Source organism: Bacteroidales bacterium, from assembly GCA_022647615.1.
GTDB lineage: Bacteria > Bacteroidota > Bacteroidia > Bacteroidales > UBA932 > Egerieousia.
Genome location: JALCKZ010000001.1, coordinates 1,083,831 through 1,106,643, shown reverse-complemented (window position 1 = coordinate 1,106,643; position 22,813 = coordinate 1,083,831). Strand labels below are relative to the sequence as shown.

Genomic DNA, 22,813 nt, shown 5'->3' with positions numbered 1-22,813 from the left:
CCACGGTAGATATAATTCATTACTTTTGCTATAGTAATTATTAGAATTACTCAAGCTATTATTAACTATAACCAAACAAATCAATGAAAAAACTATTCTTGTTTGTGCTCGCTGCATTGTGTTCAACAATGATGCTCGCACAAAAGGTTACGGTCTCAGGTACTGTGACTTCTAAGGATGACGGTCAACCTATCCCTGGAACTAACGTTCAGGTTAAGGGTACAAAGACCGGTGCTTTCACAGATGAAAAAGGTAAGTACACAATTGCCAATGTTCCGGCAAATGCTACGCTTGTTTTTTCGTCTATAGGTTTCAACACACAGGAAGTTGCTGTTGGCGGAAGGGCAGTTGTCAATTTAGCCATGGCCTCCAGCTCAACTACTTTGGATGAAACAATCGTTGTTGCTTACGGTACCGTTAAAAAAGGTTCCTATTCCGGTTCAGCCACTGTTGTAAAACAGGACGCTATTAAAGATGCCCCGGTAGTAAGCTTTGAACAAGTACTTGCAGGTAAAGCTGCCGGTGTTCAAGTTGCTTCCTATTCTGGCCAGCCTGGTTCACAGGTAGAGATTAACGTCCGCGGATTTGGCTCATTCAATGCCGGCAACCAGCCTTTGTACGTAATTGATGGTGTCCCTGCAACAAGCGGAGACTATGGTTCTGGCAACATTTCTTCCAGCGCCATGAACTATTTGAACCCAAGCGATGTTGAGTCCATCACTATCTTGAAGGATGCGGCAGCCGCTTCATTGTATGGTTCACGTGCATCCAACGGAGTTGTCCTAATCACAACAAAGAAAGGAAAAGCTGGAGACCTGACCTCTACATTCAAGGCATCTCTTGGTCTTTCTTACTTTGCATATAACAACTACCCTGAGTGCTCAGATTCTGAGACGGAAGAGTTGGAAAGACAGAAATTCTACAATTACGGTCAGGACAACCCTACAAAATGGAAAGGAAAATATGCAACTCTAGATGACTATACTGCTGCAATGCTTGCAAAGAACTATCCTGCAAGAGATTACTCAAAGTATATTTATAAAGATTGGGAAGACGTTCTGTTCCGCAAAGGCAGAAACCAAACTTACGAGTATAGTATCACAGGTGGCGGCGAGAAAGGAAAAGTTTATGCTTCTATCGCTTATACAGACCAGGAGGGTGTTATCAAAATTGATAAACTGCGCAGATTCTCTACTACTATTAATATGGATGCACAGGCTGCAAAGAGAGTAAAGATTGGAGCAACACTTCAGTATTCTTGGCAGTATCAGGATGGCCACCAGGACGGCTGGTCTTCTAAGGATAACCCGTTCTTCATTTGGAAAGTTGTTCTAACTGACAGATGGCCTTATAAATATAAAGATTCAGGTGAACTTTATCTAGAGCGCATGAGCACCAGATTCAACACAATCAACCCGGTTGCTTCTTACAAAGCTCAGGTAAATGATGCATGGCAGAATCGTTTGATGTTAAAAGGATGGGCAGAAGCTACAATCACTGACTATTTGAAAATCAAGACTATATTAAGTAACGACTGGGAGAATGAACATGACCGTTTTGCATGGTTATATGGTCACCCTAATTTCTATGCTTATAGTGATGTTGGAGGTTATGCATCTGACAGACACCGCAATGATGTCAGAATGGTTTCTTCTACTACTGCTAATTTTGATAAAACATTTGGAAAGCACCATGTTAGCGCAATGCTAGGATGGGAGGCTGAGAGAGACCGCTATAAGATGACATCTATCGGAAAAATAGATTTCAAATATTTAGGCGCAACTGAGTCTTATCTTGCAGCTAACTTTGATGATGGTTATTCATACTCTAGAGAGGAAGGTTTGCTTTCATTAATCAGCAACTTGAATTATGATTATGATGCAAAATACTATTTGACAGGTACTTTCAGACGTGATGGTTCCTCAAGACTTGCTTCAAATTCTAGATGGGGCAACTTCTGGTCAGTATCAGGTTCATGGAGATTTGCCAATGAGGAATTCTTAAAATATGATTGGTTAAATGATGGTAAGATCCGCAGCTCTTATGGAACAAGCGGTACTCTACCTTCCAGCTATTTTGGCTACATGGCAGTTTATGATTATGGCAATTATGGTTCACAAGGTGCAAGTTATCCTTCAAATGTTGCCAATACAGATTTGACATGGGAGAAAAACAAGAACTGGAACGTTGCATTGGATGCTACTATTTTTGATAGATACACATTAACAGCAGAGTACTACCACAAGAAAACTACCGATTTGCTTTTGGATGCTACAATTCCTTCAACTACAGGATTCTCCACTTCACTTATGAACATTGGCGCAATGGTCAATCACGGATGGGAACTTTCATTGAATGTAGACATCATTAAGAAAAAAGATATGGATTTGTCAGTTGGTGCAAACTGGGCAACCGTTCACAATGAGGTTAAGGCCTTGTCAAAGCCAGGTGAGGAAATTGTTAACGATGTATGGATTTGGAAAGAGGGATACTCCTTCTATCAGTTCTACACAAGAGATTACCTAGGAGTTGATAAGACAAACGGAAAACCTCTATATGCAGAGGGTTCTTATTACAAGAAGGGAGATGTTGTTGACCAGGACGTTACATTAAAGAACGGAAAGGTTATAAAGAGCGGCGAGACAATGCCTTGCAACAGTTTCAACTACACCCCTACCACAAGACAAAATGCAAGCTCAATGATTATTGACGGCAAGACTTCTATTCCAAAGGGTTATGGCGGATTCAACGCAAACTTCAGATGGAAGGACATCACTGTATCAATGGCTTGGTCATACAAATATGGCGGCTATCTATGGGACGGTGCAACGGATGAACTTGCAAATGATGGTTACAGAACATTTACACAGCCTATTCTTAAATCTCAGAGAAATACTTGGAGAGAGGATAACACTAACGGAAATATTCCACGCCGTATCCTTGGAAACAATCAAGGAGGTTACTACAATTCAACACGTTATCTGCACAAGGATAACTTTATGAGACTTAAGAACATGACAGTTTCATACAGCATTCCTAAGTTCATTACAGATAAGCTTACTCTTAAGAGCGCCAGATTCTATGTTGCAGGAACTAACCTTCTTACAATCTCTAACTCGGAGCTTGATCCTGAGGTTGAAGCCGACGGTTATTACAACTACCAGATGCCAACTCTTAGAACAGTTACATTTGGCGTAGAAGTTACATTTTAACTAAATGACATACAGAATTATGAAAAAGATATTAAGCATAATAATGTCAATCGGAGTTATTCTATCCATGAACTCTTGCAAAGGATTTCTAGATGATACTCCTACCGATTCCGTTCCAGCATCAAGAGCTGCAGTTACACTTGAGGATGCCGGAGTTGCCGTCAACGGTTTGTATACGTATTTGAAATACTACACACTATACGGCGGAACCATGATAACCATGGGCGATATGAGAGCCGATAACTTGTACCCTAAAGAGGTCAGCGGTACCGGAAGTATCGCTTACGCTTTGGAATACGAGCCTTCTGCAAATACATATTTCTCTTTGTGGACATCTTACTATACAACAATCATGAGAGCTAACACTCTTATTCAGAGTCTTGCTGCTCTTAATGTTACAGATGCAGATGATGTTGCTACAAAGAATAATTACTTAGGAGAGGCTTACGCAGTCCGCGCCCTTTGCTATTTTGATTTGGCAAGACTTTATGGAATGCCTTACATGTATGATAAGGGTGCTTCACTTGGAGCAGTTCTAATCACAACTCCGGTATCCCCTTCAGAGGCAAAATTGCCTAGAAGTACTGTCGCTGAGACTTATGCACAAGTTGCATCTGACCTTACAACCGCACTTCCTCTACTTTCTTCAGACAAGAACCTTGGCCACTTCAACTATTGGGCAGCTAAGCTTCTTCAGGCAAGAATGTACCTGTATATGGGTAACTATAGCGAGGCATACAATGCTGCAACAGAGGTTATTAAGAAGTCCCCTTACAGCTTGGTTCCTAATGCTGATTACCTATCATCATGGGGCGTTGAAGGAAACGACGAGGCTGTTCTTGAGGTTCTTGTCTCTACAAACGGTGATATTGATAGTGACGGCGGCTTTGGCGGCGGTTTCTACAATTATCTATGGTTTGATGATGGAAATGCAGGAGCAAGCGTTGTCCCTACTTTAAAGTGGAGAAAACTTTTTGCATCTACTCCTAATGATGTCCGTGCACAGATGATTCAGTATGATGATCCTGTAACCGGCGTTAAGAAGAGCGGAAAATATTGGCTTAAGAAATTCATAGGCAACAAGACTCAAGGTTATACTTTCAGACGTAATAACCCTCATATCTTCAGACTTGCAGAGGCTTATCTAATTGCAGCAGAAGCAGGTATTGAGACAGGAGCCGCAGATGCCAGCGATTATTTGGATGCAGTAAGAAGAAGAGCTGATCCTACCGTTACAAAAGTTGCTGCTACAAAGGCACTTGTAGACGAGGAGAATCAGAAGGAATTCATCGGAGAGGGACACAGATTCTTTGATATCATGCGTCGCGGCGGCAAGCTTACAAGAAGCATGGTTGCTGACCCTGATGATTTTGCAGGCGCAACTCCTTACACAATTTCCTGGGATGATTACAGAGTTGTTCTTCCTATTTCACACAATGAGCGTGTAACTTATCCTGAACTACAACAGAATCCTGGTTACAAAGAGTAAATTAGCAAGGACTTTTAGTCCGGTACAATAATAAAAAAGGCGGCTGAATTTCAGCCGCCTTTTTTATTTTCAATAAAACCTTTTAATCACCAAAGGCACTCATTACAGTACCAAGCAAATCATAAAGGCTTGTGTCAAAATCTATATCCTCACGATAGCTGCGTGAATTGCAAAGCACAACGGCATTAACGCCCTTCTTGCCTCTGACCCAAAGAGTTCCGGTACCTGCAAGATTGCCGCCGTGATAAGAAGCCCAGTTTGTAAAATAAGAATGGTTTAATCTCCAGCCTAATCCATAATGGGAATAATTAGGGGAAGGAGTATACATCAAATCCAAAGTACTGCTCTTTAAGATATCCGGAACAACCGTCCCATAATCCTCAGCACAAAGAAGTTGCATAAGCTCCGGTGCGGAAGCTATAATTGCGCCGCAAGAACTTACCACCTCCATAGGATTCAAATATGCATTGCCGCCGGAAGCCTGAGAATAGAATACAACCTCATTGCTTCTCTTCTCCGCTCTTGTACTCTTATCTACCCACATATCTGTAACACCGGCCTTTGCAGTAACTTCTCTCAAATAAGTTTCAAAAGTTTTTCCCGTAAGTTTCTCTACAATCCTGCCCAATATGCAGAAACCCATATTAAAGTAATGATATGTACTCCCGACAGCTGATGACATGGAAACGTGATGAACCAGATAATCAATTCTTTGGTCCAGAGTCATGCTGGAAATTGGTTCAGATGTATCAAAAATCAGCTGGTCAGTCCAACCGCTGTTATGCTGCAAAAGATTCTTAACTGTAACGCTGGTTACTCCGTTAACATAAGGATAAGTAGATGTCTCAGGAAATTCACTCTGCAGAATGCCGCCAGTTCCAAAAACTTTGTCATTCAAATCCAATTTGCCTTGCTCGTAAAGAGTCATAATGCACAATGCCGTTTGCTGTTTGGAAACACTTCCAAGTCTGAACAACATATTTGGAGTAACCCTTATATGTGCGTCTTTATCAGCAAATCCATAGCCGGCAGAATATACAAGCTTCTCATCTTTGGTTGCAGCAAGCGAGATTCCGGGAATATTAAAATTCTTCATTATGGTGTAAGCCTGATTGTCAAAAGTAGCATTGCCATTACGCGCTAAAAGCCAAAAGTAAGAGTGGGCCGTTCCATTCTCCGCAACTAATGTAATCTTTACTGAATTGGACATATCAATAGCGGTTTGTCCGCTGACTACGGGTACTCCGTTAGCATAAAGGGTTGCTTTATCGGAGATTGAAAAGTCCGGTATCAATGAAGTCAGGGAGACCCCATCAGGTACTGTAATAAGAACAAGGCTGTCAACAATAACACCCTTGCAATCTTCTTTTAAAGAAGATGCCGTATTAGTGACTGAATTGATGTTAAATCCATTCAGCGCATGTAGTCCCGATTTCGTAGTTGACGGAGGGGTAACAGGACTGTTTCCGCTTCCGCCGCAGCTGGAAATATTGCATGCAATGAAGGCAGAAATAAAGAGTATAAGCACATACCTGGCAGATTTTAACAACCTGTCGCGATGAAAAAATAAATAATTGCTGGACATATTCCGTTTAGATTATATAACAAAGTCCAAAGGTACTAAAATTTGATTGCGGTGCACTTGGAGCTGAAAATAAAGTTTTGCGATGCGATTCTCACGTGAAACGTTGCAAAAAAAAATAACAATTTTGTTATAAAATATATTACAAATATGTTACGCCTCAAAATTAATGCGTACCTTGTGCAACGGAAATGAATATTACATTACCAAACTAAAACAATAACTTAAAACAGACCTAATGAAAAAAATCTTTTTATTTGCGCTTACAGTGTTGTTGTCTACAATGATGTATGCACAAAAAGTTACCGTATCAGGTACGGTTACTTCCAAAGATGACAGTCAACCGGTTCCTGGAGCAAACGTTCAAGTAAAGGGGACAAAGATTGGCGCTTTTACGGATGACAATGGTAAATACTCCATTGCCAATGTTCCGGCAAATGCTACTTTGGTATTTTCATCCATCGGTTTTACAACTCAGGAAGTTGCAGTTAGCGGCAGAGGTGTCATTAACGTACAGCTTTCCGCAGATGCAATGGCATTGGATGAGACCATTGTAGTTGCCTATGGTACTGCAAAGAAAGGCACTTATACAGGTGCTGCGGCAGTAGTAAAAAATGATGCTATCAAGGATGTCCCGACAGCTTCTTTTGAGAATGCTCTTAACGGAAAAGTTGCAGGACTTCAGGTTACGCAGAGTTCAGGACAGGTTGGTTCCACAACCTCTATTCACATTAGAGGTATCGGTTCCATGAATGCTTCTACTGAACCTTTGTACGTAATTGATGGTGTTCCGGTTTCACAAGGAGACGCCGGACAAATGTACGGATACACTTACTCTACCAACAACGTCATGAGCACATTAAACCCAGATGATATTGAGAGTATTACAGTATTGAAGGATGCGGCTGCATCATCACTTTACGGATCACGTGCAGCAAACGGAGTTGTAGTTATCACAACCAAGAAAGGAAAATCAGGAAGACCTTCCATCAACTTTAAGACTTCCGTATCTCTTTCACCTTCATGGGCAACAAAGAACTACTCATCTGCATCTGCAGAGGACCAGGTTGCTATGGAGTATGAAATTTTCTGGGATTACAGATTGCAAAGCGGTCACACAGAGGCACAAGCCAATGCTTACGCTCTAAAGCAAATCAACACCGGAGACAGATGGAAAAAACACGGATATGTAATTACATCAGAAGACACCGGACGTTATACAAAACTTAACATCGGCGTTGTAGACGGAGCAGAGAAGAGATTAAATAAATATTATGACTGGAACAGCGATTTGTTCAAGATGGGTGTTTACCAGACTTACGATCTTTCCGTCAGCGGTGGTAATGATCAGACAACTTATTATTCTTCAATAGGTTATACTAAAGATAAAGGCCGCGTGATTGATAATAAATTCACCCGCGTATCCGGACGCTTGAACGTTAACCAGAAGGTTGGAAAGTTCTTTGAGTTTTCTACAAACGTAGACCTTGGAAGAACTAAGACAATAGGATTCAACGATTCCAGAAGCACAAGCAGCAACTACTTCATGGCTTCCAGAAATATGTTGTTCCCTTTGTACTGGCCTTATTATTATGATGATGAAACAAAACCTTATCTGAAGTTTAACGGATATTGCTATAACCCTAATTATTATCATGATAAATGGTCAAACTCATCTAGGACCTTGAAGATTAGAGCATCAGAGACTCTAACTTTCCACATACTTCCCGGACTTGATGCAAAGACAGTTTTCTCTTATGATAACGCAGAGACATTGGATCATTATTATGTAAGTGCAGAGCACTACAACGGTGCAGGTACCGACGGAGAAGTTGATGAAATGACGACCAATTCTAATAAGATGGTTTCTTCATCTACAGTCTCTTACAACACTACATTTGCAGAGAAGCACACAATTTCCTTGCTTGCAGGTTTTGAGGCAGAGAAGAACAAGACTGATTTCCAGCGTTCTACCGGTACATTCCTGCCATCTACAGTCCATACCGTAGCAACAGCAGGAGTTGTTGATGCTAACGCTTATAACTGGGGCAATTCACTTGCTTCCGTATTGAGCAGGGCAGAGTACAATTATGATAACAGATATTACGCATCCGCATCATTCAGACGCGACGGTTCTTCTAAGCTTGGCAAAGATAACCGCTGGGGTAACTTCTGGTCAGTAGCAGGCAGCTGGAGAATTACTAATGAGGAGTTTATGAAGAGTGCTCCTTGGATTACCAGCTTAAAGCTAAGAGCATCTTATGGTGTTAACGGTACGCTTCCTTCCAACAATTATGGTTGGAGATCTCTTTCTGCATTTACCCTTAAGTATCAGCAGAATCCTGGTAGCATCATCAGCACAACAGCAGATGAGAACCTTACATGGGAGACTAACTACACAACAAATATCGCATTGGAATTTGGTTTATTTGATCAGAGATTATACGGTACAATTGAGTGGTTCAACAGAGATTCCAAGGATTTGCTACAAGATGTTCCAATTCCTACAGTAACCGGTTATTCTTCTAAACTTCAGAACATTGGAAAGATTAACAACAAGGGATTTGAAATTGAATTAGGCGGCGACATTATCCGCAACAAGCAGATTACATGGAGCGCAAGTGTTACAGCTTCTATTCTTAAATCACAGGTTAAGAAACTTTACGGAGGAGAGGACATTCTTTGGTCTGACCCTACAGGCGATGATGCCCGTGCAAATTACATCTACAGAGAGGGACAATCTACCCTTGCATTCTGGGGACGTGAATGGGCAGGCGTTAATCCTGCAAACGGAAGACAAGTATGGTACATCAACGGAAGCAAAGAGGAAGAAGCTTCATTCCAAGATGGAGTTAACGGCAAATTTAAATATGCCGGAAGATGGGCTTCTTATGATTATAATGATGCTTATGAGAAAATCATAGGTAACGGTGTTCCAAAGATTTACGGAGGCATCAATACTGACGTTACATGGAAGAACTTCACACTTGGATTAAACTTCATTTACAAACTTGGCTGCTGGCTGTATGACGGCGCAGAGAAGGATATAAATGATGATGGTTACTATTGGACAAGAACTCGTTCTGCATTTGTTGCAAAGAACAGATGGACTCATGAGGGCCAAAAGACTACAGTACCTCAGATTCAAGGTGTTGACTTAACAGACGCTATGATTAAGAGTACTCGTCACCTACATCACGGAGACTTCTTAAGACTAAAGACTGTAACATTTGGTTATAATCTACCTAAGAACTGGATTTCCAAGGTTGGCTTGCAGAATGCAAGAGTATATTGCAGCGGCACTAACCTACTAACATGGGCAGCTTATAGAGAGGTTGACCCTGAGACTAACCAATACAGCACAAGAGGTTGGGAAACTCCTTTCTGCAAGGTTATTACCTTTGGATTGGAACTTGGTTTTTAACTGATAAAACTGTAAGAAAATGAAAAAATTATATACTACACTATTAGTTGTATTGAGCTTGTTTGCTTTCACATCCTGCAATGATTTCCTGGATATGAAACCTACAAATAGCGTTGACTCAAAAGGCTCCGTTACAACCGCAAGAGATGCAGAAGTTGCTATCAACGGTTTAGTCAGAGAGATGTTGAGTACTTCTCTGTATGGCCGCAACATATTGCTTTACGCAGATGCTAAAGGCGGAGATTATACGGTTGTTTCAAACGGAAGAGGCTCAGACGCCCTTTATACATTTAGCCATACTTCTGTTTCCGGAACATATTCCGGCTTCTGGAGCGTAGGTTATACTTGCATTGCGCAGATAAACAGCGTTTTGGAGAGCATTGACGCAGTTGAAAAAGCCGGCACAAAAGAGGATTTCAGCGACGCTAAAGGTCAGCTGTATACTTACAGAGCAATGATTTATTTTGATCTTGTAAGAATGTACGGAAAAGACTACAACGTTGATAAATCAGCTTTGGCAGTTCCTTTGGTAACGGCAAGCCTGGCAACAACTGAGAAGCCTTCACGTGCTACTGTTAATGATATTTATACTCAAATAGTTAGCGATTTGAAAACAGGCGCAGGCTTGATTGGAAAAGATGCTAATAACGGCTATATCAATTACTATGGCAACCTTGCAATTCAGGCAAGAGTTGATATGGAAATGGGTAAATATGCTGAGGCTCTTGCAGCTTGCAAAGAGATTATCAGTGACGGTGATTATTCCTTGTATTCAAATTCAGAATGGGTAGATTCATGGAAGAAACAGTTTGGAAGCGAGTCAATTATAGAATTTGCAGTTAACATCAATGAGGCTGACCACGGCTCTGCTTGCCTTGGTGAAACAATAAGCCGCGAGGGTGACTGCGATGGTGATTCTGACGGATTGTTTGTTGCTAGTGACTTCTGGCTGGCAAGAATGAAGGAAGATGCAAGCGATGTCCGCTGGGGCATCATGGCTTATGATGAGCTTTCTAAGACAAGACTTGGCTCTTGCTATAAATATCTTGGAAGCACTTCATTGTCAGGTGATGGCAAAGCAGGATATACTGCAGTTAACATCAAGCTTTGCAGACTGTCAGAGATTTATCTAATTGCTGCAGAGGCCGCATTAAGAACCGGCAATTTGAGCGCAACTGACGGAGCTGCTTACTATCTGAATCAGATTAGAAAGCGTTCTCCTAACTTGGCTCCTGCTACTGAGTCAACTGTTACTCTTGATATGATTCTATTAGAGAAGAGCAAAGAGTTATTTGGAGAGGGTCAAAGATATTGGGACTTAATCCGCTGCAACAAGAGCATCACTTATAATGATGTAATTGACGGAGGAGAGGGAGAGCTTCCTCACCCTTACAGAGAGTCAACAATTGACAGAACATTCTTTAGAACTATCCTTCCTATTAGTCAGGATGATATCAATACAGATGCAAATCTAGTACAGAATCCTGGTTATTAATAGATTATATGTCGCGACAGATTGATTGCCGCGGAACAAAAAAAGAAGCGCCCGTGAAAACGGACGCTTTTTTTTAAATATTATTTTAAAATAAAACCGCCAAATACTCGGCGGTTTTAAAATGTCGGGATACCCCGACTCGAACGGGGGACCTCCTGCACCCGAAGCAGGCGCGCTAAGCCAACTGCGCCACATCCCGAAACTTCTCCTTGCGGAGCAAATCAAATGCTCCCTGCGGAGCAAACTCGCACCCCTTGCGGAATGCGGGTGCAAATATAAAAATTATTTGCAGAACTTCTTATCAAACGCTCTCTTTAACTGCCCCATCGCCAGCTCAACCGTAGCTCTGGGACAACCAATGTTAAGCCTCATAAACCCTTCTCCTCCAGGACCAAATACAGCCCCATCATTTAGAGCAAGATGAGCATCATCAGCAATAAAACTGCAAAGTTGTTTTTGAGTCAAACCAAGATTCCTAAAGTTCAAATAAATTAAAAATGAAGCCTGAGGTTTAATCATAGTAATAAGCTGTGTTTTGTGCTCAGACATCTGCCTGCCTCCTTTTACCTTTGAGATAGCATCAAAAATAAAATTATCTCTCAAGAATTTCTCAACATAATTTATGTTGCCCTGCATATATTCAAGCGCCTGCTTTAACCACTCGGAACCCTCTGGCGTATAGACATATCTGTCGGGAATAAAAGAATAAACATTGCCTCCGTCAAACTCTCCGTCATCCAAATATTTAGCAAACGTGTCATGCAGCTTTTTGTTTGTAGCAATCCACTCGCTGCTGCCAAGACCGGCGCAGTTGAAAGTTTTGCTTGGAGCATGGAATGTAATGGTATTCAGTGCTTGACGAGCATTAACAGTTGCAAAAGGGATGTGCTTTAAAGGGGGAAATGTCAGGTCACAATGGATTTCATCTGACAGCACAAGCACTTTATTCTGCAAACAAATTTTTGCAATCTCTTCTAGTTCCCGACGGGTCCATGCTCTTCCGCCAGGGTTGTGGGGATTGCAGAGTATCATAGCTTTGCAGCCTTTTATCTTTTTACGGAAATCATCAAAATCCAGCTCAAATTGCTGCTCTTTAGCTGCAGCATTTCCTTTAATGGCAATGTCTTTTAATTTCAAATTGCAATTGACAAGCTTGCAGCCCGCAGCAAGAATCTGCAGACGGAACGGAAAATAGACCGGAGGCATGATAAGGACTTTATCTCCCGGCTTTGTGAAACATCTTAAAGCGTGGCACAAGCCAACAACAATGCCCGGAACAAAACCTATGTTTTCCGCTTTGATGCTCCAGTTATAACGCTTTTTAAACCAGTAGATTATAGCCTTGTACCAATCTTCCGGACGGCGCGCATAACCCAGCACCTCATGTTCATTCCTTTTGTTCAGCGCGTCCATCAAAAAAGGCGGCGTGCGGAAATCCATATCCGCCACCCACATTGGGAGAAGATTTTTTTTATGCCATCTCTCCACAACCGCATCCCATTTTAAGCAATCAGTATTTCTGCGCTCAATGATTTCATCAAAATTATATTTTGCCATAAATATTATATTTACAACCGTGTTAATTATCTATTTTATAATGATTTATCCTTTATACTTAGGAAGGCTGAACGCAAAGTTCGCGCCGCCAAGTTCAGACTTAGAATACCATATTTTTCCGCCGCTCTGTTCAATTATGCTCTTGCTGATTGCAAGTCCAAGTCCGTTGCCGCTGCTCTTTGTGGTAAAGTTTGGAGTAAACAATTTTGGCATATCTTCCTCTTTAACGCCGTCTCCATTGTCCTCCACGGCAACCACATAATCATCCCCTTTGTCCTGCAAAGAAACTCTTATGAATCCCTTGCCAGTCTCGCTTACTTTCTCAAGCGCCTGTATTGCGTTGGAAATCAGATTAACAAGGACTCTAACTATTTGTCCCTTGCGGGCGAATATCATGCATTTTTCAGAATCATATCCATAAGAAATTCTAATATTATCTTGCGTATCAAATAGTATTTTTTGCTCCCGGATAAGTTCATACAAATTAACTTCAGCATTATCTTCCACAAAGAATTTTGCAAAACTGCTAAATTCAGAAGCAGTGTTTGAAAGGATATCTATCTGCTCCAAAATTGAATTCCCCGTATCTTCAAATTTCTCCTCCCATCCAGGGGCATTTCTCTTCTTAAGCATTATAAGCCTCTGAATACTAAGCTTCATCGGAGTCAGAGGATTTTTAATTTCATGCGCAATTCTGCGGGCCATCTCGCTCCATGCCCTTTCTCTTTCAGTCTGCGCCATCTGTTTTGTGCTCTCCACCAAAGAGTCCACCATCTTGTTGTACGCCCCTACCAAAAGTCCAAGTTCATCCTCGCTCTTATAGTTAATATGTTCAGGCTTCTTTGATACATCTATAAACTGCATCCTTCCGCTTATCTGCGCAAGAGGCCTTGTAACGGAATTGGAAAGTACTGTGCCAAAGAAGATTGCAATAATCAGCAAAATGATATAAACATTAATGATTGCTGCTACAACGGATGACAAATCTCCTCTTAATGAGGAAGTCTTTGCAAAGTACGGGATGTTCACAATGGCAATCATCTTGCCGTTAACATTGAATATAGGCGAGTATAAAGAGTAATAATGAAAGACTCCAACCCTCTCTTTATTAAACACTTGGCTTCTTGTCTTAAGCACCAGTTCAGAATATGCCTTTGGATTCATTCTGGATGACAGAACATATTTGTCAAAAAGCTCCGGCTTTGTAGAGCGGATTAATTTTCCGTGAGGGTCATACAAGTTTATATCGGACTGCGTATCATTTGCCAGGCGGTCCATTGCCTGGAACAAATCATTGGAATTAATATCGGTGTAATCCCTTGCGTATGAGCAAAATGTAGAGAGCGTCTTCTGCACCGTCTGAATTTTTTCCTCCAGCCTCAGCCTGTTGCTTCCGTTATAGTAATTGATACTGAACCACACGGTGCCAAGGGCCATTGCAATAAGCGCAACAACCAGTGCGGTAGTAAGCAAATATGTCATTTTCCTCCTCAGAGATTTCTTTGGACCTCTCAATCTGGAAACAGCTCTAATTCTGGACCTTCTAACCCTCAGGACTATAAAGAAAATAGCGCAATAGAAAAGCATCAGATAAGAGAAGGAAACCAGATAAGGGAAGAAAGATCTCTTTGGACGGCTTATTACCACCAAGTTATCATCTGAGACCTGATTAATGAAATGGACACATTTATCTTTAATTTCCACGGCAAATCCGTCGGGAGCTTTATAAGCAGAAGATGAGATAGGATAATTATAATTACCCTTGTAAAGTGTCAGCCTTCCGCTATAATATTTTGCATAAGAGTATTCCGACGGAATATTGACATTGTCTTGCTGCTGATAATCAAATAGTTCTGCCGGATAGCCGGATGGATCCTCTGCAAACCTGGAATCAATTTCTATGTATAAATTTATAGGGCCATTCTCCGTCAGGTATTTAAAAATTCCAAGATATCCAACCTTTCCTTTGTAATTGCTAAGATAAAAGAAACTGCTTCCGTCTGCTATCGGCATTGCATTATACTGAGTAAGCAAAGCATCATAATACTGCATGCAGTCAACAAGTTGCGGCAACGGCAGCACATCATTCGGACGGCAAATTGTTAAACTTATAAGATATTTTTGCTTTATGCTTTGGAAATAAAGTTCAGAAAATCTCTGCTCCAAAAGTTTAAGGTTTTCCTTTGGAAGATTAAGAATTACAGCAGACAAAGGGTCCTTTGCAAGCTTCATTTCAATAGAGCGCAGTTCCAGCTCAAGTCCCAAATCTCTCTCCACGGAGAGTTTGTTAGTTACCACTTTGCTCCACTCGCACTCCTTCTTAAAGCTAAGATAATTAGTTGTCAACAAAGTATATAGAGCGGTAGCAAAAATAAATATCAAAATGTTTCTTGCAGAGAGCAGGTAATAATTTCTTTTTATCCCGATAGTTTTTGCAGCATTTTGCAATGAGAAAAGCAAATCCAAAAACAGCAGAGCATAAGAGAGATAGCAGAGCACGGAATAAAAATTCAGCTGCGTTATTCTATACAATTCCAGCACAATTGTGGAATTGTTAATAAGAGAGCGCAGCGTAAAGTTTATATAAACAAATAGAACTATCGGGAGTAAAATTATTGGCGCCAGAACAATTTGCCTTCTCCAGCCCGCATGTGTTTTGACATAACGCAAGCAGTTGGTTCTGAGCATATAAATGGCCAGCACTATCAGAAAGACATATAAATTATTCAGCAGCAAATTGCCAAGGGAAGAGAATATTCCTGCATCTGCATAAAGAGTAGGAGAGAAGAAATCTGAGTCTAGCCTCAGGTATCCTCCAAATTGAAAACACAATACGCGCAAGACAGTAATGCCCGCCGCAAAAATCAGAAAATCTCTTAATGTCCTTCTCCTGTAGAAAAGAGCAAAAAATCCGCACAGCGCAAGGACAAGAGCTATCCAAACAAGAAGGCTCACGCTCTTTGAGCCTCTAAACGCAACATCCTCAACCACAGCAAATAGCACATCTCCTTCCTTATCCTTTACAATTGCTCCGTCATCAAAATTTATTGGTACAATATCCAGCCGCCTGGAGAGCTTAAGCCTTGGATTTATCGTAGAAGAACCCGTTGCGTCGGAAGACCTGGAGTCTGTCTTTATAAGAAGACCCGCAATGATTTTTTGATTCCCCTTTGCATATACTTTTACAACATACCAGGAAGTACCCAAGTTCACATACTGTTCATTTCCTTTTAGATATGCGAACGGGGAATCAAATTGATTTTGGCTCCCCATATAATGAATCCTGTAAAGCTGCATGTATGCAGTAGCATCAATATCCACTTCATCATTGCTTATAGGGAACTGATTTACCCAAGACTGCAGCGTATCGGCGCAATAGCGGTACAAAACCATATCGCTTGGAAAATCCTCAAAACTAAGCCATTGAGAAGCTGGCTTATTAAGCGATTTGTTGGCGTAATCCTCCAAAATCTTCTCTCTCTGCTGAACAATTTTTTCTACTCTTGCAGCTTGCCCCTTCAAAGAAGTACTCTGCGGAGTAACAAAAAAGGAGACCGCGGCAATAATAACGGCTGCAGCAAAAAACAGCAGAGCGCTAGTGCTTTTGAAAAATCTTTTTATATTCCCGACAGTATCTTCAAACATTGGAAATCAGTTAATTATCGCCAATTTAAATATCTATTGATGATGATAAGGCTCACCCCTCATAATTGTAAACGCTCTATATAATTGTTCAATAAAAATAAGCCTTACCATCTGGTGAGAAAAAGTCATCTTTGACAATGATACTTTTTCATTTGCCATTTCATACACCTCTTTGGAAAAACCATACGCTCCGCCGATAACAAAAAAAATCTCTTTATCACCTCCCCCGCAAGATAGCCTTTGCTCCAAATGCCGTGCCCATCCGACTGAATCAAAAGATGTTCCGCGCTCATCCAATAAGACCACCCATGCACCTCCGGCAACTTTCACGGCACCACCTCTTCCCGCCGGCACATCCTTCTTGCCGCCTGAAATCTCTTTAAGTATCAGGGAGCCCTCCTTATCCTTTATCTGCCCTTCCGTAAGAGATGCGGCATTTTTTAAAGCCGGAATATATGTTGTGGAAAACTTAACATAATGTTTCAGCCTCTCCTCATAAATCTGCATTCCGCTTGTTATGTAGGGGAAATCGGTTTTTCCAACACATATCAGAGTCACTTTCATACTTGCAAAAATAGCCATTTTTACCCAATATGGCTTGATTTTTGCAATTTTCCTCGCTCACATTATGCATTTAAATATTAAGAACATACGGACACCCCTTTTAACTGCCGCAGCTGCAATGTGTATTGCGGCTGGTTTTTTTGCGCTAAGCTCCTCTGACGTTCCGCAAAGAGAGGGAGGTGATGTCTTTGTTCCAATATCCAAATACATTCAGAAAGGAGATGCAGAGAAACTATCTGCGTGGTTTGCAAACAATCTGGAGATGGAAATTCTTGGAAACCCCACAGACTGCAGCAAAGTGCAGGCGACCCAGATTATGAAAAATTTCTTTGCAGAATTTACCCCAAAACGTTTTACCATTCTTCACAAAAGCGGCAATCCTCCAATGAAATACGCAATTGGAAATCTTACTGCCGGCGGGGACAACTTTAGAGTAATTCTTCTTGTAAGAACTCAGCCTTCCCCTGCGCAAATTTTGCAAATACGCATTGAGCGCAACTCTGGAGCTGTAAATTAGCACATTCTATCTTTTTGTTAAATTTGCAGACGCTTAAGTGAAGTTTTAACAGATTAATATGAAAGTACTTATTATAGATGACGAGAAGAGCATCCGCATGGCTTTGAAGGACATCCTTGAGGATGAGGGACATGAGGTCTCATTAGCTGAAGACGGGAAAAAAGGGTTGGAGCAGGCGCTTGCCAATAATTTTGATGTTATTTTCTGCGATATAAAAATGCCCGGCATGGATGGTGTAGAAGTGCTGGATAAGCTTGTAGCTGAAGGGGTTGAATCATCTGTCGTGATGATATCGGGGCACGGTTCCATAGACACCGCAGTTGAGTGCATTAAAAAAGGAGCCTTTGATTTTATTCAGAAACCGCCAGATTTAAACAGGATTCTTATTACTCTAAAAAATGCCAGCGAAAAGACTTCCATAGTCAAAGAAAATAAGACGCTTAAGAAGAAAATTTCAGGCACCGGAGTTCAGGAAATTATCGGAAATTCGCCCGCTATAAATCAGGTAAAGGCAATAATAGATAAAGTTGCCCCTACTGATGCGCGCGTGCTTGTAACGGGTTCTAACGGAACAGGCAAAGAGCTGGTAGCCAGATGGCTGCATGAAAAAAGCAACCGCGCTCAAATGCCGTTCATAGATGTTAACTGCGCTGCTATTCCAAGCGAACTTATTGAGAGCGAATTGTTTGGACATGAGAAAGGAGCGTTCACTTCTGCTGTAAAACAGCACAAAGGAAAATTTGAACAGGCAGACGGCGGAACACTATTTCTGGATGAGATTGGAGACATGAGCCTTCCTGCTCAGGCCAAGGTACTTAGAGTTCTTCAGGAGAATAAATTGACAAGAGTTGGGAGCGACAAGGACATCAACGTTAACGTTAGAGTTGTTGCCGCCACAAATAAAAATCTGTCAGAAGAGATTAAAAAGGGAACCTTCAGAGAGGATTTGTATCAGAGACTTAGCGTAATTATCATACACGTTCCAACACTGGCTGAGAGGAAAGAGGACATCCCTATTCTTGTAAATTTCTTCATAAAGCAAATTTGCACAGAGGGCGGAATGCCTATGAGGAAAATCAACAACGATGCTATAGAAGAGCTTAAGAAACATTCATGGAGCGGAAATATCCGTGAACTGCGCAATGTTGTTGAGCGCTTGTTAATTCTTGGCAGCAACCCGATTACAAAAGCAGATGTGGTTGCCTACGCTGCCCCTATTTTTAAATAGCGGTCTCCGCCTTAATCTATAATTCAGAAACAATTTTATCCATTGCTCCTTCCCGCAAAGAGAAGCTGCTCTGCCATAATTGAATTTCCGGGCCTGAAGTCTCTTTCATTCGCCTCAAAATGAAGCGGACAAAGATAATCCCCAGCACAATATAATTCTCTCTTATTGAGTTCATTCCACGGATTCGCATTCTTTCGGCCTTTGTGGTTGGCAGCAGTCTTTCATACAATTTTTCCATCTCACCCAGAGGCAGCGTGATAGAATTTTTATCACGATAGCCACAGTCATAAATCAAATCTTTGAAGGTGTCAAAGGTGCCGGAGGAACCAATAAGAATTTTTGGTTTATACTCTTTTATCTTTTCCCAAAGTATCTGCAGCGCTTCATCACAATAAACAAGGAACTCATCAATCACTTCATTCTTAATAGGTTCACTATAATTGAATCTTTCCCTCATCCGCGCCATGCCAATTGGGAAGCTGTGTTCCCAGAGGATTTTGGCTCCGTCGGTGATTATGAATTCGTCTGAGCCGCCGCCGATGTCTAGCAGCATATAAATATCCCCACTGTTATATGCATCTGCCACCGCATCTGCATTCGCCTCTGCCACTGAGCCGATTCGTTTAAAGTCGCTGCGCTCCATGCGCTCATCTGGCTCAGTGGCAGAGGCGCAACCGAATCTTATCTTCTTGCTGAATTGGGGCACACTCAACATGACGCCGCGGAAAATAAACATAGCCTCAACATCCCCGCTAATTACCTGGATATCAATTCCAAAACGCTCATCCATAAATGAGACAAACTCCCGGCCGTTCTTTGCATCCCTTACCGCGGAAGTTGCAAAGGGATAAACCGGAACTTGCGTATTATATTGTCCCTCAATCTTTTTGACGTGCCATAAAATTTGCTTCATAGCATCAGACGCCGTCTCAAATGCGACAGGCTTAATAACTCCGTCTGCAAGACCTGCCGCCCCTATTCTAGAAGGAGCCTTAAAAAGACAAATGTACTTCACTCTTTTTTGCCGGACACCATCAATGCTAACATCAGCCATATTCACCTCTGCTACAAGCAGATTGAATACATTGGTTCCCATGTCAATTACTGCAATTATTTTCCGCGGTTTCTCCGGAGCATTAATAACACTCATGATAATTATTGCCCGGACGGAAGTTTAATAGAGGGTTTAAGAATTTGAAGATTAAAATTGGGTTTTAGGATTGCATTAAGCCAATCTATTTCCTCCTCCATTGTCATGCTGCTATTGTCCAGAACAATAGCATCTTTTGCCTTTGTAAGAGGGTCTTTTGCTCTGTGTTCATCAATGTCATCTCTCTTCTTCAGAGCTGCAAGTACCTCATCATAAGTATCTTTAGCTCCCTTCAACTTAAGCTCGTCAAAGCGGCGCTTAGCTCTTACCTCAGGGGACGCAGTCATAAAAATTTTTAATTCCGCATTTGGAAATACCGCCGTTCCTATGTCCCGACCATCCATTACAAGTCCTTTATCGCCTCCCATCTTGCGCAAAATTTCATCCACATATTCTCTTACAAAAGGAACTTCTGCTATCCTGCTTACCAGTCCTGAAATTTCAGATGTTCTAATTTGTTTCTCCACATTAGAACCATTTAAATAAGTCATGCTTTTTCCGTCGGGACAGGAAGTTTTAAAAGAAAGTTCTATTTTATGCAGCACTTTCTGCAACCCCTCAGCCTCAACAACACCCTTATTATCAATAAATCCGTTAGTATATGCAAAATATGTAACCGCCCTGTAAAGAGCTCCGCTGTCTGCATAAATATATCCGAGTCCTTCCGCTACAAGTTTGGCAAAAGTGCTTTTACCCGTAGAGGAGTAGCCATCTATCGCGATGATTATCTTACCATTAGCCATAAAATTCTCCTTTTCTGTTAATGCAAAGTTAATAGAATTTATTTTGACTATATTCGCAATTCAAAATTCCGTTTAAGAGATATTATTCTGTTTGAGAATAAAATTATGAGACTAAGAAATATAAAATTACTTCTTGTTGTTTTGCTATCGCTTATTCAAATCAATATCGCGACAGGCACTAGCCCACAACTAGATTCTATCAGAAAAAAATTACCTCATCTGTCAGGAAAGGAAAAGCTGGTTGCGCTGAACAATCTTTGTCAAATTGCGGGAAACATAAATGATTCCACCCAAGAGTTGGACTGCATAAAAGCCTATATGTTAGAGGCTAAAAAGCAGAACAACATAGGAGAGGAAGCCTATGCAAGAGAACTCAGGCTTAATTGTTTGTATAATTATTATATGAGAGATCAAATGGCAAGGGAGCTGCCGGAGAATCTTTCATTTTTCTCAGAACACAAATTGTGGCAACAGTATTACAGCAAGTGGACGCTAATTGTGGAGATGTATTTGTATGATGGAAAATTTCATACGGCATTAAGGGAAGTTGAAAAAATTTATACAGATGCCCGCAACAGAAAAAATGATTACGGCATCGGGATTTCTCTGTCATGTCTTGGCAAGACTTATTTGCACATGCGCATGGACAAGGAGGCTGCAAGAAAATTTGAGGCTGCAGTAAAATATTTGAAAAAAAATAAAGACAACGCAACTGACCTTGTAGACACCTATCGTGATTACTGCGTGGTCCTCAATAATTTAAGAGATTATACAAAAGAAGCATCTATAGCGCTGGAATGGAAAAAAGTTTTGGACAGCTATAAAGAGAGATATAAAAAAGAGGGTACTGATATTTCCGCACTGGATGATTTTTACCGCAAGTGCTACGGGGCGCTCGGATTGGCGGAGACAGGCCTGCATGATTTTAAGAGCGCTAAGCCATTCTTAGACATGGCAATGGAGCTTTCAAAAAATTCCTCTCCTCTTGCGCAAGTGGATGCCCTGGATAACTTATCTACTTACTGCATAGAGGCTAAAGAATTTGAACAAGCCTTAAAGTATGAAGCTAAACGTTTTGCTTTGGATAGTGCAATGGGCAATGGCTTTGGGCTAATTGGTGTTTATGAAAAACGCGCAGATATTTATATGAGATGCGGAATGAAGGCAAAAGCAGCGGATGAATACGAAAAGCTCATACCATTAAAAGACTCTCTAAACGCCTCAGAAACAAGCAGTCAATTAAATGAATTAAGTACTCTGTTCAAAGTGGACCAGCTCAAACTGGAAAAACGCGCAAGCACTTATAGGCTTTACGCCGCAATTATTGTTTGCCTGCTGCTAATTGCAATTCTGATAACTGCAATAATTTATGCCAGAAGGTTAAATGAAAAGAACAGAATTATTTATGAAAGACTGAGGGAAACACACAGGAGAGAAGAAGCGGCGGCAAAGGCTGCTATTGAATCTCAAAAAACTGCCGGTAACTCAGAAAGACAAACTTCGCCTGATGCAAGCACTTCTCAAGATAGTTCTCAGCCTGAACAGGAAGAAGTTATTTATCAGCGTCTTAACAACATAATGCAGAAAGAAGAATTGTTTAAGAATCCTTTGCTTGGAAGAGATGACCTAGCTGCAAAAGTGGGAACCAATAGGAGTTATCTTCTGGATATTATTAAGAACTGTTCTGAGGATAAGAGCGTTACGGATTTTATTAATGGTTACCGTTTACGCAATGCTTCTGTTATGCTGATGAGAAATCCTGAATTATCCATCACAGAAATTGGGGAATCATCCGGCTTTAATTCCCGCAGTTCTTTCAACCGGCTTTTCTTGGGAAGATACGGAATGACTCCGTCCGAATTCAGGAGAATTTCCAAAAAAGAGGAGAAAGAGAGGCCATAACTTCCAATTTTAGCACAGCCAGTGCCAAAAATTTGCGTATATTCGCACCGCTGAGTTTTATTCTTGCTGTGTCTATGAAAAAGAAATGGTACCGCTCCAAACATAAATGGCGCTATCTTCTGATTGCTCTAAAATACTGTACCACACCTGGTAATGTATACCGCATCGCATGCGGAAAGTCTAATGACAAATGGGGCTATATAGTCATTGAACTTGTTAAGTACGGAATTTTCAAGAAAGAAGATTAGCCGGCCGCTATTCACAAAAAATTGCGGCTAAAAAGAGTAAAGTGTATCTTTGCGCCT

The 22,813-nt window shown here is 41.1% G+C and carries 14 protein-coding genes and 1 tRNA gene; 8 read left to right on the top strand and 7 right to left on the bottom strand.

Annotation, left to right across the window (positions count from 1 at the left end; genetic code table 11):
• Window positions 1-83: 83 nt before the first annotated feature.
• Both LKM37_04775 and LKM37_04770 read left to right on the top strand, forming a co-directional pair.
• On the top strand, window positions 84-3,212 hold the full coding sequence (locus LKM37_04775) for a TonB-dependent receptor (protein MCI1720314.1): 3,129 nt from the start codon (window positions 84-86) through the stop codon (window positions 3,210-3,212).
• A gap of 19 nt (window positions 3,213-3,231) precedes the next feature.
• On the top strand, window positions 3,232-4,701 hold the full coding sequence (locus tag LKM37_04770; GenBank protein MCI1720313.1) for a RagB/SusD family nutrient uptake outer membrane protein: 1,470 nt from the start codon (window positions 3,232-3,234) through the stop codon (window positions 4,699-4,701).
• An 82-nt stretch (window positions 4,702-4,783) separates the two neighbouring features.
• On the opposite strand, the gene LKM37_04765 is transcribed toward LKM37_04770, so the two are convergent.
• Window positions 4,784-6,286, bottom strand: a complete 1,503-nt coding sequence (locus LKM37_04765) for a beta-lactamase family protein (GenBank protein MCI1720312.1) — start codon at window positions 6,284-6,286, stop codon at window positions 4,784-4,786.
• 235 nt (window positions 6,287-6,521) lie between these two features.
• Between LKM37_04765 and LKM37_04760 the strand changes: the two genes are divergently transcribed.
• Both LKM37_04760 and LKM37_04755 read left to right on the top strand, forming a co-directional pair.
• Window positions 6,522-9,707 (top strand): TonB-dependent receptor, encoded by a 3,186-nt coding sequence (locus tag LKM37_04760; GenBank protein MCI1720311.1) that lies wholly within the window; start codon window positions 6,522-6,524, stop codon window positions 9,705-9,707.
• 19 nt (window positions 9,708-9,726) lie between these two features.
• Complete coding sequence (locus LKM37_04755; GenBank protein ID MCI1720310.1) at window positions 9,727-11,202, top strand: RagB/SusD family nutrient uptake outer membrane protein; 1,476 nt, start codon at window positions 9,727-9,729, stop codon at window positions 11,200-11,202.
• 124 nt (window positions 11,203-11,326) lie between these two features.
• Here LKM37_04755 and LKM37_04750 read toward each other — a convergent pair.
• From LKM37_04750 to LKM37_04735, 4 genes are all read right to left on the bottom strand, one after another.
• A tRNA-Pro gene (locus LKM37_04750) sits at window positions 11,327-11,401 on the bottom strand.
• An 83-nt stretch (window positions 11,402-11,484) separates the two neighbouring features.
• The gene (locus tag LKM37_04745; GenBank protein MCI1720309.1) at window positions 11,485-12,759 is read right to left on the bottom strand and encodes a pyridoxal phosphate-dependent aminotransferase; all 1,275 of its coding nucleotides are present in this window, start codon (window positions 12,757-12,759) and stop codon (window positions 11,485-11,487) included.
• 45 nt (window positions 12,760-12,804) lie between these two features.
• Window positions 12,805-16,404: an ATP-binding protein gene (locus LKM37_04740; GenBank protein MCI1720308.1), complete on the bottom strand. Its 3,600-nt coding sequence runs from the start codon at window positions 16,402-16,404 to the stop codon at window positions 12,805-12,807.
• 33 nt (window positions 16,405-16,437) lie between these two features.
• Window positions 16,438-16,968, bottom strand: a complete 531-nt coding sequence (locus tag LKM37_04735; protein MCI1720307.1) for a 23S rRNA (pseudouridine(1915)-N(3))-methyltransferase RlmH — start codon at window positions 16,966-16,968, stop codon at window positions 16,438-16,440.
• A gap of 64 nt (window positions 16,969-17,032) precedes the next feature.
• Here LKM37_04735 and LKM37_04730 point away from each other — a divergent pair, with 64 nt between their 5' ends.
• Together LKM37_04730 and LKM37_04725 are read left to right on the top strand one after the other, a co-directional pair.
• Window positions 17,033-17,485, top strand: a complete 453-nt coding sequence (locus LKM37_04730; GenBank protein MCI1720306.1) for a DUF4783 domain-containing protein — start codon at window positions 17,033-17,035, stop codon at window positions 17,483-17,485.
• A gap of 58 nt (window positions 17,486-17,543) precedes the next feature.
• Window positions 17,544-18,713: a sigma-54 dependent transcriptional regulator gene (locus tag LKM37_04725; GenBank protein ID MCI1720305.1), complete on the top strand. Its 1,170-nt coding sequence runs from the start codon at window positions 17,544-17,546 to the stop codon at window positions 18,711-18,713.
• Between the two features lie 16 nt (window positions 18,714-18,729).
• Here the strand turns inward: LKM37_04725 and LKM37_04720 are convergent, their stop codons facing one another.
• The gene (locus LKM37_04720) at window positions 18,730-19,863 is read right to left on the bottom strand and encodes a hypothetical protein (protein MCI1720304.1); all 1,134 of its coding nucleotides are present in this window, start codon (window positions 19,861-19,863) and stop codon (window positions 18,730-18,732) included.
• A 5-nt stretch (window positions 19,864-19,868) separates the two neighbouring features.
• Complete coding sequence (gene cmk / locus LKM37_04715) at window positions 19,869-20,606, bottom strand: (d)CMP kinase (protein MCI1720303.1); 738 nt, start codon at window positions 20,604-20,606, stop codon at window positions 19,869-19,871.
• A gap of 105 nt (window positions 20,607-20,711) precedes the next feature.
• On the opposite strand from cmk, the gene LKM37_04710 reads away from it, so the two are divergent.
• Both LKM37_04710 and LKM37_04705 read left to right on the top strand, forming a co-directional pair.
• The gene (locus LKM37_04710) at window positions 20,712-22,508 is read left to right on the top strand and encodes a helix-turn-helix domain-containing protein (GenBank protein MCI1720302.1); all 1,797 of its coding nucleotides are present in this window, start codon (window positions 20,712-20,714) and stop codon (window positions 22,506-22,508) included.
• 74 nt (window positions 22,509-22,582) lie between these two features.
• A complete protein-coding gene (locus LKM37_04705) occupies window positions 22,583-22,756 on the top strand; it encodes a hypothetical protein (GenBank protein ID MCI1720301.1) in 174 nt (57 codons plus the stop codon).
• The last annotated feature ends 57 nt before the right edge of the window (window positions 22,757-22,813 follow it).